General features: G+C 44.9%; 11 protein-coding genes. 5 read left to right on the top strand and 6 right to left on the bottom strand.

What is annotated here, in order from left to right; genetic code table 11:
- Window positions 1-3 precede the first annotated feature (3 nt).
- The 4 genes from B5D50_RS13730 to B5D50_RS13715 are packed head-to-tail and all read left to right on the top strand — an operon-like array spanning window position 4 to window position 5,238.
- Window positions 4-1,533, top strand: a complete 1,530-nt coding sequence (locus tag B5D50_RS13730; RefSeq protein ID WP_143594367.1) for a complex I subunit 4 family protein — start codon at window positions 4-6, stop codon at window positions 1,531-1,533.
- Window positions 1,526-3,022: a complex I subunit 4 family protein gene (locus B5D50_RS13725; protein WP_078923214.1), complete on the top strand. Its 1,497-nt coding sequence runs from the start codon at window positions 1,526-1,528 to the stop codon at window positions 3,020-3,022. Before B5D50_RS13730 ends, B5D50_RS13725 begins: the two co-directional genes overlap by 8 nt.
- Window positions 3,023-3,082: 60 nt before the next feature.
- Window positions 3,083-4,090 (top strand): esterase-like activity of phytase family protein, encoded by a 1,008-nt coding sequence (locus B5D50_RS13720; RefSeq protein ID WP_078923213.1) that lies wholly within the window; start codon window positions 3,083-3,085, stop codon window positions 4,088-4,090.
- A gap of 23 nt (window positions 4,091-4,113) precedes the next feature.
- The gene (locus tag B5D50_RS13715; RefSeq protein ID WP_078923212.1) at window positions 4,114-5,238 is read left to right on the top strand and encodes a S1C family serine protease; all 1,125 of its coding nucleotides are present in this window, start codon (window positions 4,114-4,116) and stop codon (window positions 5,236-5,238) included.
- 24 nt (window positions 5,239-5,262) lie between these two features.
- On the opposite strand, the gene B5D50_RS13710 is transcribed toward B5D50_RS13715, so the two are convergent.
- Window positions 5,263-6,954: a sulfatase-like hydrolase/transferase gene (locus tag B5D50_RS13710; RefSeq protein ID WP_159448642.1), complete on the bottom strand. Its 1,692-nt coding sequence runs from the start codon at window positions 6,952-6,954 to the stop codon at window positions 5,263-5,265.
- Window positions 6,955-7,084: 130 nt separating this feature from the next.
- Complete coding sequence (locus tag B5D50_RS13705; protein ID WP_159448641.1) at window positions 7,085-8,155, bottom strand: EndoU domain-containing protein; 1,071 nt, start codon at window positions 8,153-8,155, stop codon at window positions 7,085-7,087.
- 176 nt (window positions 8,156-8,331) lie between these two features.
- Here B5D50_RS13705 and B5D50_RS13700 point away from each other — a divergent pair, with 176 nt between their 5' ends.
- The gene (locus tag B5D50_RS13700; RefSeq protein WP_078923209.1) at window positions 8,332-8,799 is read left to right on the top strand and encodes a hypothetical protein; all 468 of its coding nucleotides are present in this window, start codon (window positions 8,332-8,334) and stop codon (window positions 8,797-8,799) included.
- A gap of 201 nt (window positions 8,800-9,000) precedes the next feature.
- Here the strand turns inward: B5D50_RS13700 and gatC are convergent, their stop codons facing one another.
- The 4 genes from gatC to B5D50_RS13680 form a co-directional block, all read right to left on the bottom strand.
- The gene (gatC, locus tag B5D50_RS13695) at window positions 9,001-9,291 is read right to left on the bottom strand and encodes an Asp-tRNA(Asn)/Glu-tRNA(Gln) amidotransferase subunit GatC (protein ID WP_078923208.1); all 291 of its coding nucleotides are present in this window, start codon (window positions 9,289-9,291) and stop codon (window positions 9,001-9,003) included.
- Window positions 9,292-9,293: 2 nt separating this feature from the next.
- Window positions 9,294-10,724, bottom strand: coding sequence for an Asp-tRNA(Asn)/Glu-tRNA(Gln) amidotransferase subunit GatB (gene gatB / locus B5D50_RS13690; RefSeq protein ID WP_078923207.1), 1,431 nt, complete (start codon window positions 10,722-10,724; stop codon window positions 9,294-9,296).
- Window positions 10,725-10,734: 10 nt separating this feature from the next.
- A complete protein-coding gene (gene gatA / locus B5D50_RS13685) occupies window positions 10,735-12,195 on the bottom strand; it encodes an Asp-tRNA(Asn)/Glu-tRNA(Gln) amidotransferase subunit GatA (RefSeq protein ID WP_078923274.1) in 1,461 nt (486 codons plus the stop codon).
- A 150-nt stretch (window positions 12,196-12,345) separates the two neighbouring features.
- Complete coding sequence (locus tag B5D50_RS13680) at window positions 12,346-16,044, bottom strand: choice-of-anchor L domain-containing protein (protein ID WP_078923206.1); 3,699 nt, start codon at window positions 16,042-16,044, stop codon at window positions 12,346-12,348.
- Window positions 16,045-16,188: the final 144 nt, after the last annotated feature.

The raw sequence follows: 16,188 nt of genomic DNA, 5'->3' as shown, positions 1-16,188 counted from the left end.
TTAGTGGAATATAAAGAGTTTGTAGCCACTTGGCCCTTATTGAGTTTATTGCAGTTAGTGCCTTTATTCGCTGGGTTGCTGCTGATTCGAATTCGTGGCAAGACGGCGATGATTTTGGCCTTAGTTGCCTCCTTGCTTGAAATGGCCTTAGCTCTGGTGCTGTATCTGCATTTTGATAGCAGCCAAGCAGCGGGTGTCTTGCAATTTTCCGAGCAGTTCAGGATTTGGGCCGCGCTCCAATACCATGTGGCTGTGGATGGGATGAGTGTGCTGTTTATTCTGTTAGCGACTTTATTGGGATTTCTTTGCGTGGTGTTTATTTTGTTTCGGCGCTTACATGCGAGTTCGGTACTTGCGGTCATGATGCTGGTGCAAGCCACTTTAGTCAGTCAATTAGTGACACTGGATTTACTTTGGTTTTCACTGATTTCGGTGCTTGAAATGCTTTTAGTCGCCTATTTGACTAAGCGTTGGCCAGCCTCTGATGATGTCATGCCTGCGTTAGTCCGCTTTTTACAGTTTATGAGCGTCGGTTTGTTGTTATTGTTCGCGGGTAGTTTATTAATCGGTTGGAACTACGCAACTATTAAGGGTGAGTGGTCATTTGATTTAGTGAAATTAGCGACGATTCAAGTTCCAGAAGAAATGGAGGGTATTCTATTTTTTCTGCTGTTTTATGGTTTAGCCATTCGTATTCCTTTGTTCCCTTTTCATGGTTGGCTGCCCGATTTTTTGCGTTTCGGTAATGTAGCGATTGCGCCCATTTATCTCTTGGGTTTGAAGCTTGGGGTGTATGGTTTATTACGCTTTGTGTTTCCATTGATCCCGCATGCAGTCTGGCAATGGCATTATGTCGCGGTCAGTTTTGCGATGGTGGGGGTATTTTATGCCGCACTCTTAGCCTTGAAACAGCAGAATTTGCGTAGCTTGCTCGGCTTTGCGGTAGTCAGTCATACCAGTATTTTAACGATTGGCTTGTTTAGCCTCGACCCGCTGGCTTTACAGGGCAGTGTGCTATTGGCGGTGAATTTTGGCTTGGCCATTTCGGGTCTATTGCTGATGACGGGCTTAGTTTGGCAGCGTACCCGCACGACGAGTTTAAATCGGTTAGGCGGTATGTTTGATTATATTCCCTTAGTCGGGATCGCTTTTTTAATTGCGGGTTTAGCTATTGTTGGCATGCCCGGTACACCGGGTTTTAATGCCGTACATTTTGTACTAGAGGGGGCAATTCAAACCTTTGGAGCACCGGTGACGATTGCTGCCGCGATTGGGAATTTAATTGCTGCTGGGTTTTTATTGCATGCTTTTCAACGGGCTTTTTTAACTAAACCGACGGGCGATACTCGGCATTGGAATACTGAGCCTTCACAGCTGACGGAGAAGGTTTTAGCCGGTACGGTGATTATTGTGATTGTGGTGGTTGGTTTTTATGATGTGCCGTGGTTGACTTTAATTGCAGAGCCTGTGGGTGGTGTGGGGGAATTATTTAATGAATTGCGGGCGACCTCGGGAATAGCCAATCATGATTGAAACTATCCCTCTTAGCAGTGCTTCTTTCCCTTGGTTGAGTCTGCTCCTCCTGCTGTTACCCTTAGGTGGTTTGATCGCCGCGAGTCTAGCTCCGCGTGAAGCGCGTTGGGCCGCTTTGGCTACCGCAGTCGGTGCACTGATTATTTCGTTAGTGGTGGTGATTGGCTTTAATCCACAACAGGAAGGCTTTCAGTTTGTGGAGCGTAGCCCTTGGATTCCTTCCTTAGATATTAACTATCTGTTAGGTGTAGATGGTTTATCGGTCTTGTTTTTACCCTTTACGGCCTTGCTGTTTATTGGGGTGATTTTAGCTTCATGGAATGCGATTCAAAATTTACCTCGCTTATTTTTTGCCTTAATCCTGTTACTTGAAATGGCGATTATGGGTATTTTCTGTGCATTGGATACGATTCTATTTTTCTTATTTTGGGAATTAAGTGTTCTACCTATTTATTTTCTGATTAGTCTGTGGGGAATTGGCCCGAATCGGCGTTATGCAGGCGTGAAGTATACCTTGTTTATGCTTTCTGGCGGAGTGCCGCTATTACTGGGGTTTGTTGTGCTGGCTTTGCAAACTTCAGAAGGTATTAGCTTTGATTATACGCGCTTATTGCATATTGCTCATACCCATGATTATCAAACAGCGATTTTTATCTTATTAACCTTGGCGTTTGCTGTGAAATTGCCTTTATTTCCACTGCATTCGTGGCTACCGGTGGTGGCTCAAGAAGCACCAACTCAAGTGGTGGCTTTATTAGTGGGCTTAAAAGTAGGCGTATACGGGATGATTCGTTTTGCCTTTCCCTTAGCTCCGAGTGCTGCTCAGGATTTCCAATATATCTTAATTGGTTTGGGCATGTTAGGCGTGCTGTATGGTGCGCTGGCCGCATTGGGGCAAACTAATTTGCGTAGGATGTTGGCGTTTTCGAGTTTGAGCCATGTGGCGATGGTGTTTCTCGGTGTGGTGAGTATGAATCAACAAGGTTTGCAGGGCGCGATTTTCCAACTGTTGAATTTCACGTTGATTGCCAGTGGCTTATTTATCATTATTGGCTTTATTCATCAACGAGTTGGTTCAAGTGAGATTCCAAGCCTAGGTGGGATTGCTAAGAGTATGCCCTTATTGACGACCTTCTTTTTTATCTTAGGTGCAGCGAATTTAGGGATTCCGGGTACGAGTGGTTTTCCAGCAGAGTTTTTATTAACTATTGGCGTATTGGAAGCTTCATTAGGTGCTGGTTTACTTGCCTTATTCAGTATTATTTTGGCGGCTGCTTATTTTTTATCAGCATATCGCCAAGCATTTTTAGGAAAAACCCGGCATGCATCCATTGGTGAATCTCCCGATCTAAAGCCGCGTGAGTTATTTATTATGTTATTATTTACGAGTATCGTATTATTTTTTGGATTTTATCCACAAGGGATTTTGGATCTTATTTCAACCAGTAGTAGCAATTGGTTAGAACGGATGACACTCTTAATTGAATGACACTAATAAAAAATTTGAATGTGTACAAAACTCATGCTGACAAAGGATGTATTAACGGATATGAGACTTTGGTTTACAGCAAGCAACACACCCTATAAAACACCGTATAAGGCTCAGCTATTAGCTGTGATCAAGCCTTTTTGGTGTTTGCTAGTCACCGCCTTGATTTTAACGGCGTGTAGTGCACCCCCTGTCACTGCTGCCACACCTAAAGCTTATACTCAAATTAAATTGCTCAGTCAGTTCACGCTCCCGCGTAAGGTGTTTAAGGAACTGGCCATCAGTGAAATATCGGGATTAGCTTGGGATCAGGATGAGCAATTGCTGTATGCAATTTCTGATCATGGACGACTCTTTCATTTCAAACTGACTGTCGAGGGCGACACCATTCAAGCGGTAGATCCGGTATTCGCGGCTGTTTTGGTCGATCATAAAGGCAAGCCGCTTAAACTACGTGATTCAGAGGGTTTGTTTGCGCTCAATACCAATAATAAGAAATCCGGTGATACTCAATTAGTGGTGTCTTTTGAGCATGGCCCACGGATTATTCGTTTTACGCCGCAAGGTCGCCAACTGGGGGTGATTCCTATCAACAAAGCGCTGCAAACAGCCAAAAATTATCGTTCGCCCAACTCGATGCTCGAGTCGGTGGCTTATCATCCGAAATACGGTTTTATCACTGCCCCTGAACGCAGTCTTAAAGGTCAGCCGGATAAGGTACAGATGATTTATTCCGCTCAGCGTCAATGGTCATTTCCAGCTTATCCAGCAACGAATAGTGCTGTCACTGGTTTGGAGATTTTGCCGGATCAATCAGTGTTGGTATTGGAACGTGCTTGGTCAGGTCTGTTCAATCCGATGGTGATTAGCTTAAGACGTGTCGACCTAAACGCTTGTGCTAAAGCCGAGCTGTGTGCAGTGCAAGATTTGGGGGTGTATTCCAGTTTAATTCAGATTGATAATTTTGAAGGTCTGGCCAAGTTTCGAGACAATCTGTATTTAATGATCAGTGATGACGGCGACCGAGAACTCTTGCGTACACAGTTAAGCCTGTTTAAAGTTGAGTAATTTAAGGTTCAGGGTGTCGGACCATGCAGGTTAAGCAAGTTTGGAAAAATAGTTTTTGGTTGGTATTAGGCGCAGTTCTCGCGTGGCTAATTTTGCCTTTTTTTCAACGCATTCCGGGGCATACGCCGATTGCAGAGCCGTTAAAGGTCACACCAGCGGCTGCTTTTACTCATCAAGAAGAGCGCACGATTAGTGTGTTCCAAACCGCCAGCCCGTCAGTCGTCTATATTACCACCACCGATAAGGTGCTCGATTTCTGGACGCGCAATGTCAGTGAGCGTCCTAGCGGAACGGGTACTGGTTTTGTTTGGGATAAGCAAGGGCATATTGTCACCAATTATCATGTGGTAGAAGGCTATAAAACTGCCAAAATACGTTTATCTGATCAGCGTATTTTTGAGGCTGAGGTGGTGGGGGCGAGTCCGCGCCATGATCTAGCGGTGCTCAAAATGCTTAATCCTAAAGAGGTGCCACCTGCAGTACAGATTGGCAGTAGCAGTGATATTAAGGTAGGGCAGACAGTATTAGCGATTGGTAATCCCTTTGGTTTAGATCACACCCTCACGACTGGGGTAGTTTCTGCTTTAGGCCGAAGTATTGATGGGGACGGCTCAGCCAATACGATGGAAGATTTGATTCAGACCGATGCAGCTATCAATCCGGGGAATTCTGGTGGGCCGCTGTTGGATTCATCAGGGCGGGTGATTGGGGTAAATGTCGCTATTTATAGCCCTTCGGGGGCTTCTGCGGGGATTGGCTTTGCAATTCCAGTCGATACCGTTAATCGTGTTGTGCCGCAACTGGTGCAAAATGGGCGCTATGTTCGCCCAGTGTTGGGCATCACCATGAATGATGATGTGAATGAGCGGGTGATTGAGCGCTTAGGCGTGAAAGGTGTACTGGTTTTGGAGGTTGATCCTAAGTCTCCAGCCCATAAAGCTGGCTTACGCGGTACAATTGTTCAGGCCAATGATGAGCTGATTTTAGGCGATATTATTCAAGCGATTGACGGTAAACCGGTCACAAATACGGGTGAATTATCAGCAGCGATGGATAAATACACCCTCAATGATACCGTTAAACTGCAGTTTTTGCGTGAAGGCTCGACGGCTCAAGAAGTCGAGGTTAAGCTGACCATGCAGCGCTAAGCTCAAGCTAATTAAGCCAAGCCACTAGTTGGAATGTGAGTGGAACTCCGTTTTGGGGATATTAATCCGTAAGCCAGAATCCAAGACAAAAGACTGAGCATAGTCTAAGTCACTGCCTTGGTTTAAGGTGGGGCCATACGGTTGATAAACCGCTGGATCATAACCAAACATTTGCAGAGTGCTCGGGAAGATATGTTCCTGAGCATAGAGGCGCTGAGCTAGTTTCGGAAACTTAGTTTTAGCTTCAGAAGCGAACACCATTAACGGTACTTTAAATTCACCTAAAGGTAGCTGTTGCGGGTCACTGGCATAATGGCAATGCGTCAAGGGGCTATGTGCTTGTTCAAATAAGCTTTGGCCATGATCGGAGGTGTAAAAAATTACCTGATCATCTGTTAATGGTTTGGTCAATAAACCCTGTAAAAAATAATCCACACTATAATGCAGCGCATTTAAATACGAGTTAGTGATAATTTCCTGATTCTTCATACTCATTTCAGTTAGGGATTCGGTAGCTGCTGGCGTGAACAGAGTTTGCTGCTTAGGATAAGCTAAAGAATAGGGCCAATGTGCTCCCCATTTGACAGCAACAATAAACTGCGGCTGACTAGGCTGAGTTGCTAATAAACCCACTAATTCTTTTAAAAGCGCTTGATCTCGATCTTGGGGATGAACTGAGCGGGGGAAAGCAAGATTATGATCTATAAATTTCAAATCTTCCCCGGTTAGATTGTTTTGCATTTCTCCGGGAGCTATTTGGGCATCCATTAAATAGGTTTCAAAACCTGCTTGTTTAGCATATTGAAAAATGGTCGGTAAGGTATTTTTAGCAGTTTTAAATGTCTGTTGTACTGTAGAGGTTAAGCCAATACGTAACAGCAGATTCGAGGTATTGGAGCAGTTTGAAATTGGGGCAACCACTCCATAATTTTGCATATCGGCCTGCGTTTGGAAGGCATTCAAAAACGGGGTATTGGCTTGATGATAACCATTAACTGATAAGTAATGACCTGAAATTGACTCATCAATAATCCATATAATCGTTTGATAACGCGCTGCTTTAGCTGGGATAATTTTCGGATCTAGCTCACGTTGGGGGGCAGATCGGTAATCCGCAAAGTATTTACCTAGGACTAAGGGTGCTTTGATCGGTGCGGGATAAGATTGAGTTTTAATCGAGAAGATTTTAGAGCTGAGCACGGCAATGATCGCTAAGGTGATGACTAAAAAGCTTAAACTCCAAATAGACTTAATTTGGTGTTGTACAGGAATTAATTGACGAATAAAGCTAGCCATACTGAATAAGGCAATCGCTGCTAAGACTGTATAAAGCAACGGTTGTTGATACACCAATAAGTCAGAAATACGCCCAGCTTCGTTAAAAGCCGTTGATAGCAAGGCGACCGTGATCCCATTGGTACTACTTCCTAGTAATTGTACAAAAAGATCTAGGCTAAAGATCAGGGTAAATAGGCCGAGTAAGCCATTGGCTATCCATTTGTTAGAAATAAATAAAGCTGAAGTGAGTGCGACTAAGCTAATTAAATAGCTGATGAGATAAAGCCCACCCTTGATAAGCCCTTTTTGATCATACGGCTCACTTAAATAATGAGTTTCTGTAATAAAGCTAAATGGGCTATGAATCGCTTGGATAAAAGCTAAGAGAATAGTGAAGGCTAATAAAGTCGCAGAGTTTAATAGTTTCTTGGCATCCATCGTGGAGTCATCCTTAGTCATTGGCTAAGAACTATCATGAGATCCACGCTCTTGGGAGTCTTCTGGTGACTAGTTGCAGGCTTTAGCAGATAAAAGTTAATTTTATCTGCATAAAAATTTAATTGATAATTTAGTTCAAGCTAATCCCTTGTTTACAAGTAGGATCAGTCGGCGATGGGCTAGCATCAGGATAAAAAGTGCGAATCCCTGTACTGCGGCGAGCAAATACAGCGGTAAATTGATAACCATCATCTTCAAGGGGGAGCAGACAGGCAGTGGTTTTATCGCGGCTATCGGTCGGGTTTTCAGCAAAAGAGCGGGTCACCACTTTTAATAAATCCTCAGCTGTTAAGGTCAAGCCATAACCTTTAATCGAAGAGCGAGCCGTATACTGGCCAAACTGCATAATCACACCCATTGAGTACAGTACATCGGGGACGACTTCATTCTGACGAAGATTATCCATGCGACAGGCTTCACCGGTTGTTTGGAGTTGTAGATAACGCCCAACATAATGCAAACCGCCAATTGGACCGTTGGCTTCCGGTTCGCCACAGAAAATATGATCAAAAGCATGTACTGCAAACCAAGCTTCAGTTAAGTCCTGCAAATAGGCTTCAGTCGTGGTTTTAGCGGGGCGATTCGCGAAGACTTTATCTTGAGTAAACGCTTTAATCCGCGCTAAGACCTCAGGATGATTGCGCAAGAGTTGCTGAAAGGCTTCGGGGCTAACCTTATTGCCTGCAGCGCCGCAGGCTGTAGTCAAGGCTTGCCCGAAGGCCTCAAGCCTAGGTGCAGGTGGGGTAATATCCGCTAGACCATTTTTAAGTCTGACTGGGTTATTGCTATCATCAAAAAAGGGTAAACAAGTATTAGCTGGGGCGGTGACGGGGCGTGGTTGCAGGGCAGTTGGCTCAGTGGGCGCGGTTCTGTAGTGGCCACAACTTAACTCAACCCATTTTTTATCGGCTCCAATCTGGAGATAAGCATGGGTTGGGTTCGGCTCACGATTAGTCCCTAAAGCTGGAAATGTTTGCCCAGCGGCTAAAGTACTCAGATTGCTCTGCTTTTTGATCGAGGTCACCGCATCACAGGCTCGATCTAAGATAAATTCATTGGCTTGGGAAAAATAAACTTGGGCAAGCGCACTACTCGCTAGCAGGTAGGTGGTTAGCCCTAAACCGATTTGAAATAATTTCAAGATATGAAGTCCTTATAATAAAGAAGCAGACTAACACAGCCAATTAGCGATGTTGAGCTGAAAGCTTGGACTAAAATGATTGATGATAAGTTCAGTGAATAAGATACGGCTAAATAGCACTTCATCAAATACAAAGCAGTATACTTTACCAAACTCTAGTATTTAAGTGATTATTAATGATTCAGAGTTTCACGCTATTATTAGTTCTCGTTAGTTTAATGACAGTCTTTCGTCTTATTCCGATCAGTCAAAACCAACAGTTAAAGATTAGTTATATATTGTTAGTCAGCGAGCTTATTCTAGCTATTGCTTTTAGGCTTAGTCCACGTCAGGTAGGTGAGTATTGTGCCAGCCTAGCTCATTATCATTGGCCTACGGGAAGCTTGTTTGTGTATTTAGGGCTATTTTTGCTAGCAGCACTATTATTACAGCAATATTCACGTTGGTGGGCTATTAGCTATTTAGGTCTGGTTGTTTTTTCCTTAAGTTTGGGAGGGTGGATTATTCAGGATTTGTGTGCTGGGAATATCAAAAGTTTTATAGAGGATCGTGTTTTATCCTTGATTGTTTTCATGGGTTTCCCTATCACTGCTGCAGTAGGGTCGGGTATTTTTTTAGTTATTTGCTTATATAAGTTGGCGTAAACCCCAGCTTTTAATACCTAGCATAGCTTTATTTGGTTTGTTTTTATTGTTCATGGAGCATGCTATTTTTGACTGGTTCAGATTTGTAATTGATTTTTAAGATGTGCTGCCAATGTAAAGGGAAGCGCAGGAACAGGGATTCACCCAGCATTTCAGCAAGGTGATCCGTTGATTTTGGTAGGTGAGCAACTCAGCAAGCGTTTACTCAATAACTTTCGGCACTAAATACAAGCCATCCTCTACCTCGGGTGCGACCGCTTGATACGCTTCACGCTGATTGGTTTCAGTCACGACATCTTCCCGTAAGCGTTGCACCGCATCTAAAGGATGTGCCATTGGGGCCACGCCTGTGGTATTCACTGCCGTTAATTGGGCGACTAAATCCAAAATATTGCTAAGCTTACTCACATAGCTTGCGGTTTTATCCGCTGGAATGGCTAAGCGAGCAAGGTGCGCGACTTTTTGTACTTCAGCTTCACTAATGGTTGACATGCTTAGCCCTCTAATTTCTGTTTGAGAATATCATTCACGGTGCTGGGGTTGGCTTTGCCTTTTGAAGCTCGCATCGCTTGACCCACAAAGAAGGCAAAAAGCTTATCTTTACCGCTGCGGTATTCGGCAACTTGTGATGGGTTGTTGGCAATGATTTCATCCAGCATCGCTTCAATCGCGCTGGTATCACTGATTTGCTTTAAGCCCTTCGCTTCAATGATAGCGTCCACACTACCTTCACCTTGCCAGAGGGCTTCTAAGACATCTTTGGCAGCGGTTGAGGACAGGGTTTGGTCTTTGATTCGGTTCAATAGCTGAGTTAAAGTCTCCGCTGCCACGGGAGCGGCGCTAATCTCGAGTTCATGCTTATTTAATAAGGCCGCTAAGCCGCCCATCAGCCAGTTGGCAGCTAATTTCGCATCCTGTGTACCTTGGGCGACTCGTTCAAAATAATCACCTAATTCACTACTGCTGGTCAAAGCATCGGCTTCATAACTACCTAAATGATAAGTTTGCATAAAGCGCTGCTTTTTCGCAGTAGGCAATTCTGGCAAAGTCGCTCGGATAGCTTCAATCTCGGTAGCCGTAATTTCCACAGGTAATAAATCGGGGTCTGGGAAGTAGCGGTAGTCATTAGCATCTTCCTTGCTGCGCATCGAGCGGGTTTCGCCCTGATCGGGATCATACAACCGTGTTTCTTGGATGACCTTGCCTCCCGATTCTAGTAGCTCAATTTGACGTTCCACTTCGTAATGAATGGCACGCTCAATAAAGCGGAAGGAGTTTAGGTTTTTGATTTCAGCCCGTGTGCCAAATGGCTGCCCCGGTTTGCGTACTGACACATTGGCATCGCAGCGGAATGAGCCTTCTTGCATATTGCCATCACAGACGCCGAGATAACGCACCAAGGCATGCATTTTTTTCATATAGGCGACGGCTTCTTTCGCCGAACGCAGATCGGGTTCAGACACGATTTCTAACAAGGGCGTCCCTGCACGGTTTAAGTCGATACCGGTTTTACCGTGAAAATCTTCATGCAAGGATTTGCCCGCATCTTCTTCTAAATGCGCCCGAGTGACACCAATGCGCTTAGATGAACCATCGTCGAGTTCAATATCCAAATAGCCTTGTGCCACCACGGGCAATTCAAACTGGCTGATTTGATAGCCTTTGGGTAGATCAGGGTAAAAATAGTTTTTGCGCGCAAATACGGAGCGCGGCGTGATCGTCGCATTGATCGCTAAGCCAAAACGAATCGCCATTTCGACCGCTTTTTTATTTAACACCGGCAGTACACCCGGCATCCCTAAATCAACGAGGCTGGCTTGAGTATTCGGCTCTGCACCATAAGCAGTCGAGGAGCCTGAAAAAATTTTGCTATTGGTAGCTAGCTGAGCATGGATTTCCAGCCCAATGACAGTTTCCCATTCCATCGCGGTCTCCTTATGCAAACCGTGCAGGCAGTTTGAGATGCCAGTCACTATTGAGTTGATATTGATGGGCGATATTCAGCATCCGCGCTTCTTGGAAGTAATTGCCGATCAATTGCATACCGACGGGTAAGCCATCGGCTGCGAAACCAATCGGGAAAGTCATCCCCGGTAAGCCAGCTAAACTGGTCGGTATCGTGTAAATATCAGCTAAATACATAGCGACCGGATCATCGGCTTTTTCACCAATTTTAAACGCTGTCGTCGGGGCAGAAGGCCCCATGATCACATCCACTTCCTTAAAGGCATCCACAAAGTCTTGCTTAATCAAACGGCGGACTTGTTGCGCTTTTAAGTAATAAGCATCGTAATAGCCAGCCGATAAAGCATAAGTCCCGACCATAATCCGTCGTTTTACTTCTTCGCCAAAACCTTCCCAACGGCTGCGTTTGTATAAATCTGTTAAATCCTGTGGATCTTCACAGCGATGCCCAAAACGGACTCCATCAAAGCGCGAAAGATTAGACGAGGCCTCAGCAGGGGCAACGACATAATAAACAGGCACTGCTAAATGAGCGTTGGGTAAAGAGACTTCTTTGACGACCGCCCCGAGTTGTTCGAATTCTTTAACCGCACGCTCAATGACTGTAGCCACTTGCGAATCTAAGCCTGCTGCGAAGAATTCTTTTGGTAAGCCAATGCGTAAACCGTGGATTGAGTCGTTTAAGGTCGTAGTGTAATCAGGGACAGTTGCTTGAGCAGAGGTCGAATCGCGTTCGTCAAAGCCTGCAATCACATTCAAGGTAATTGCACAGTCTTCGGCAGAAACTGCCATCGGTCCGCATTGATCAAGACTGGAGGCAAAGGCAATCATGCCATAACGGGAAATACGTCCATAGGTGGGTTTAATCCCCGTCACCCCGCAAAATGAACCGGGTTGGCGAATCGAACCCCCTGTATCAGTTCCTAAGACCATCGGGGCTAGGCGGGCGGCAATCGCAGCTGCACCACCACCCGAGCTACCACCTGGTACACAGTCAGTATTCCACGGATTACGCACCACACCATAGGCTGAATTTTCATTGGATGAACCCATTGCGAACTCATCCATATTATTTTTACCTAATAATACCCCACCCGCAGCCTTGAGTTGGCTAGTGACATGCGCATCATAGGGGGATACAAAGTTGGCTAACATCTTTGAGCCACAGGTCGTTAAGATGCCTTCCGTACAGAATAAATCTTTGAGTGCGTAAGGTATGCCCGCTAATGGACCTTGCAGTTCACCTTGGCGGATTTTTTGGTCAATGACTTGGGCTTGTTGCTGAGCCTGAGCGCGTAGCACAGTAATAAAGCTATTCAGTTCGCCATCTAAACGCTCAATACGGTCTAGATAGGCATCAGTGGCCTCCATCACTGAGAACTGGCCGGTATGAATTCCCGTATGCAGTTCTTTCAATGATAAAGAGCTAATAGACTCTTGGGACATGCTGTCTCCGAATTTTATAAGCGTGTGAGAGTGCTGGTAATAGCACTGCCCACGCTAAGCGTAGGCAGGTTTAACCAGAGAATTAAGCGGATTACTATAGTTCAAGCACGGAGTCGGTCGCAAGCAACCCGGTGTTTATTTAAATGCTGGAACTGCACCATTAATAATATAGTTCGCGTTATAGGTCGTATTTCCGGGGTGTAATAACACATTGCCAAGCATGAGGTTAGTGTCATTCTTCGGTCCTGCATAAATGGTGACACCATCTAAATTGATGTCGGTAGAGAAGTACCCCGGCATTAAATAAGAGGTATTGACCCCAATATTAGCGGGTGAAATTAATAAAGATCCTAATACCACATTCAAATCGCTGCCCGGACCATTGGTGATAATGGTATTACTATTATTCACATCACCTGCCCATAACATCGCCACGCTAGTGCTTGCAAGTTGCGCGTGTTTACCATAGGTCGCGGTTTTAGGCGTAGTGAAATCAATCAAGGTCGTGATTGCAGACAATGCAATCGGGCTGGCGGTCATTACGCCTAAGTGATTGCGATGGTCGATCGCCACATAGTAATTGCCCGGTTTCACATCATGGATCACAATCTCTTTAGAACCTGTTTTGCCATCGACAACCTGACCATTGCGCCGCAATACGCTCGCATGTGTCATTATGCGCTTTTCTGGGTTAGTCGCCTCGCGTAATTCAATCAAAATCCAATCGACGACGGCCTCATTACCGGTGACGGCATAGAGTGTATCGGATAGCGATTCTTGACCTATATGTCCAAATGGTGAAACTGCATTCGAGGAATTGGTATAACCAAAAGAAGAACTCAGTGAGCCATAAGGCTGTTGCTTAGGCAGATAGCCTAAGCGTCGTAAATCATCGGCCATTAAACCTGTACTTGAGCTATAAACCCCTTGTAAGAGGACGCGCAGACTTAAGCGAATATAAGGATTTATGACCGGATCAAGATAATCCTGAATTTCGTCCAAGTCGGCATCTACTGCATCAGCCGGATTCCCATCATTATTCAGGTCAGGTTGTTCATCACGGGTGGGGATGCTGTCATTATCATCATCGGCATCACGGTAATTGTGGATGCCATCTTTATCCGAGTCGATACCATCATCAGGATTGCCATTACCATTGGGGTCAGGCTGCTCGTATTTAGTCAATAATTTGTCATTATCATCATCAGTATCGAGATAATCAGGCCGCCCATCTTTATCGGTATCGTCATCCGTTGACGTGTTGCCATTATAATTTTCATACCAAGTCTGAATCAGGTCGCCATCATCATCTTTGTCGAGGTAGTCAGGTAGGCCATCTTTATCGGTATCATCATCGGTCGCTGTACCCCCATTGTAGTTTTCAAGTTTAGTGGGGACGCTATCATTATCATCGTCGGTATCGAGATAATCGAAGACACCATCTTTATCTGAATCCAGACTAGGACTGGTTTTGCCAGCATTCTCGGTCAAGGTAGGGACACCATCACCGTCATCGTCGGGATCAATAAGATCAGGGATACCATCACCATCCTGATCGGCGGGGCTTGATACACTCTTGCCCACTTCAAAATTATCTGGCAGACCATCTTGATCACTATCTATGCTGTCTGGATTAGAGCCAATGGCCGCTTCTTGGGCATTATTTAAGCCATCACCATCATTATCTTTGTCGGGTGCATGCAGATCATATTGATCTAAATAATCAGGTACTCCATCTTTATCCGAGTCTTTAGCATCTTCCGGCTGGTGATTGCCATTGGGGTCATTCGTTTCCGAGGCAGAGGGCTTACCATCGCCATCATCATCGGCATCTAAGTAGTCTGGAATCCCCTCTTGATCGGTATCGTCATCGACAGGTGAGCCAGCATTATAGTTCTCGTACAGCGTGTATATGCCATCGCCATCATCATCCGCATCGAGATAATTGGGGCTACCATCTTGATCAGTATCTTTAGTGCCTTCATCCTTGGTCAGGATACTGTCACCATCATCATCCGTATCGAGATAGTTGGGGTTGCCATCCTGATCGGTATCTTTACTAACTTCCTCTTTAGTGGGTATACCGTCATTATCATCATCAGCGTCTAAGAGATTAGCTAGGCCATCCCCATCCGTATCTATAGGCTTAGTCGGGTTGCTGCCCGCTTCGGTTTTGTCATCAATTCCGTCACTATCAGAATCTGGGTTATTTAGATTACTACCAATCACCAGCTCTAGATCATCACTGAGGCCATCATTATCCCGATCTTCTGCGACATCGGTAACTTTAATCGCTAAAGCTTGAGTATCACAGGCCTGATAGCTATCACAGACTTTTATAATCAGATCATAACTATTGTCGGCGGTTTGATCCTTGGGTTGCTCATAATCAGCGGGCAATTTAAAACGCAGCAAACCTGTGCTATCTATACTGAATAGGGCATCATCGGCACCCCCACCTAAGCTCCAAATTAAACCTTTATCTTCTGTTTCGCCTTCTAGATCGGTGGCTGCATAATCAATTAGGGCATTACTATTATTTTCTGCGGTCGTTAAACTCGTTGTTGCGGCACTACCGGCATTATTAATACTCGGTGCGGTATTACTCACCGTTGTGAGCGTGAGCGTTGCCGTATCATCTTCCTTCGGTTTAGCGAGGCGGTTATAAGGTGTCGAGTCGGGGTCTTCATTGAATGAATAAGTAATTTCAGCAGGGATTTGATAATTGCTATTTGTACCCACTTTGGCTCGAATCGTAATCATCCGTTTGCTATTCGCCAAAACTTTATCCACCGACCATTCACCGGTGAGAGCATTAAATAAACCCGCTGAATTATCACTCAAATACGCAAGACCACTCGGTAATTCAATTTTGGCGGTAACTAAACGGGAGGCAATAGTTGATTTATTACTCAAGGTATAAGTGAGATCCACAATACCATTGCGATCAGGCTTGATAGGTAAGGCCGTACCGGTCAGCTCTAAATCAATTTCAGACGAAGAGGTGCTGGTGAGCCATTTAAAAAAAGCGGCAGAATCATAAGCCTGATCACCCGTATCGGCTAAAGCTAGCTTAACATGATAGCGCTGCTTGGCTTGCAAACCACCCAAAGAGGCGGTGAGTGGGGTTGTAAAGCCATCTAATTGTGTGCCTGTTTTGCCACTCCCATTGCCATTATCTACAAAGTAAGCCGAGTTAGTTAATTGGCAACTCGCCCCATCTTTAAGGCTACCCGCAACCCCTGCATTGACATTATTGACGGCAATCGCTTGCTTAGTATCGGGTAGGAAGGCTGCATTTTGCGTCCCAGTGAAGCCAGGGCCAGAAATGAATAAACCGAAGACATCATTAAACTTACTACAAACATATTCAGGGTATTCGTCAGAGCCAAAGACTAAGAGAAAATTGACCCTATCCCCTTCAGGAATAATATCGAATTCAATAATCGAGGGATCATAAATCGCGGTGGCAGCGAGCTGAGTCAGATCAGGGTCGGCGTATTTAATCGTAGTATTGAAAGTATATTTCTGATTCGAGTTCGGACCGAGGATACTACCTAGGTTACCTGTACTCATAAATAAACCGGCATCAATCCCGAGAATAGGATCAGAACCCGTAGGGGCAACCCCTCCGGTAAAAATACCGTATTGATTTTTAATCCCTTTAGTGATTTGCAAGTTTTCAATGGCCAAGCCAGGGCCATCGAGAATTAAACGCATATCACTGAGTGTGGGTGAGGCATTTAAGGTTAACGCGGCGGAAACTGGCAAACTGCTCAGCAGTAAGGTACTGAACAGCAAGGGTCGTACACGCCCAAGAGTCGATAGGGGCATAAGCAAGTCCTATTGTTTTTATTATCAAGCCCAAACAAGTATGGCAATAGCTGCTCTAGACCGTATACCGCTGCACTACTACCTTTTATCGACTTGTCAGACTATAAGATAATTTTATTGATGTCAAATTACTAATTAACACCA

It is taken from the genome of Thiothrix eikelboomii (genome assembly GCF_900167255.1).
GTDB lineage: Bacteria > Pseudomonadota > Gammaproteobacteria > Thiotrichales > Thiotrichaceae > Thiolinea > Thiolinea eikelboomii.
Note: the sequence above shows the minus strand (reverse complement) of the source record. Positions and strands in the feature narration are given on the sequence as shown.